Source organism: Streptomyces sp. NPDC006208, assembly GCF_040613775.1.
Lineage (GTDB): Bacteria > Actinomycetota > Actinomycetes > Streptomycetales > Streptomycetaceae > Streptomyces.
This window is the reverse complement of sequence record NZ_JBEXSW010000145.1, coordinates 1-1,196: the sequence shown is the minus strand read 5'-3', so window position 1 is coordinate 1,196 and position 1,196 is coordinate 1. Positions and strand designations below refer to the sequence as shown.

General features: G+C 68.1%; 1 protein-coding gene. It reads left to right on the top strand.

Translation table 11 applies throughout. The features are described from left to right. On the top strand, nt 1-1,196 hold a 1,196-nt coding region (locus tag ABZ208_RS39135; RefSeq protein WP_356914206.1), incomplete at its 3' end, for a homocysteine S-methyltransferase family protein.

The following is a 1,196-nucleotide window of genomic DNA, read 5'->3' as shown; positions in this document are numbered from 1 at the left end:
ATCGAAGCTCTGCGTGAGGCGCTGGCCACCCGTGTGGTGGTGGCGGACGGTGCGATGGGCACGATGCTTCAGGCGCAGGATCCGACGCTGGAGGATTTCCAGGATCTCGAGGGTTGCAACGAGATCCTGAATGTGACGCGGCCGGACATCGTGCGGTCGGTGCATGCGGCCTATTTCGAGGTCGGGGTCGACTGTGTGGAGACGAACACGTTCGGTGCGAACTTCGCGGCGTTGGCGGAGTACGACATTCCGGAGCGGGTGTTCGAGCTGTCGGAGTCGGGTGCGCGGATCGCGCGTGAGGTGGCGGACGAGTTCACGGTGTCGACGGGTCGGCAGCGGTGGGTGCTGGGGTCGATGGGGCCGGGTACGAAGCTGCCGACGCTGGGGCATGCGCCGTATCTGACGTTGCGGGACGCGTATCAGCGCAATGCGGAGGGCATGATCGCGGGCGGTGCGGATGCGCTGCTGGTGGAGACGACGCAGGATCTGCTGCAGACCAAGGCGGCGGTGCTGGGGGCGCGGCGGGCGCTGGAGGCCGTCGGGGTGAGTGTTCCGGTGATCTGTTCGGTGACGGTGGAGACGACGGGCACGATGCTGCTCGGGTCGGAGATCGGTGCGGCGCTGACCGCGCTGGAGCCGCTGGGTATCGACATGATCGGTCTGAACTGCGCGACCGGCCCGGCGGAGATGAGCGAGCATCTGCGCTATCTGGCCCGTCATTCCCGTGTCCCGCTGTCCTGCATGCCCAACGCGGGTCTGCCGGTCCTGGGCAAGGACGGCGCGCACTATCCGCTGTCGGCGTCCGAGCTGGCGGATGCGCAGGAGACCTTTGTGCGCGAGTACGGGCTGTCGCTGGTCGGCGGCTGCTGCGGCACGACGCCGGAGCACCTGCGCCAGGTCGTCGAACGCGTGCGCGGCCTGGAACCCCCGGTGCGTGAGCCGCGCCCGGAGCCGGGTGCCGCGTCGCTGTACCAGACGGTGCCGTTCCGTCAGGACACCTCCTACATGGCCATCGGCGAGCGGACGAACGCGAACGGGTCGAAGAAGTTCCGTGAGGCGATGCTGGAGGGCCGCTGGGACGACTGTGTGGAGATGGCGCGGGACCAGATCCGTGAGGGCGCCCACATGCTCGACCTGTGTGTGGACTATGTCGGCCGTGACGGTGTGGCGGACATGGAGGAGCTGGCGGGGCGTTT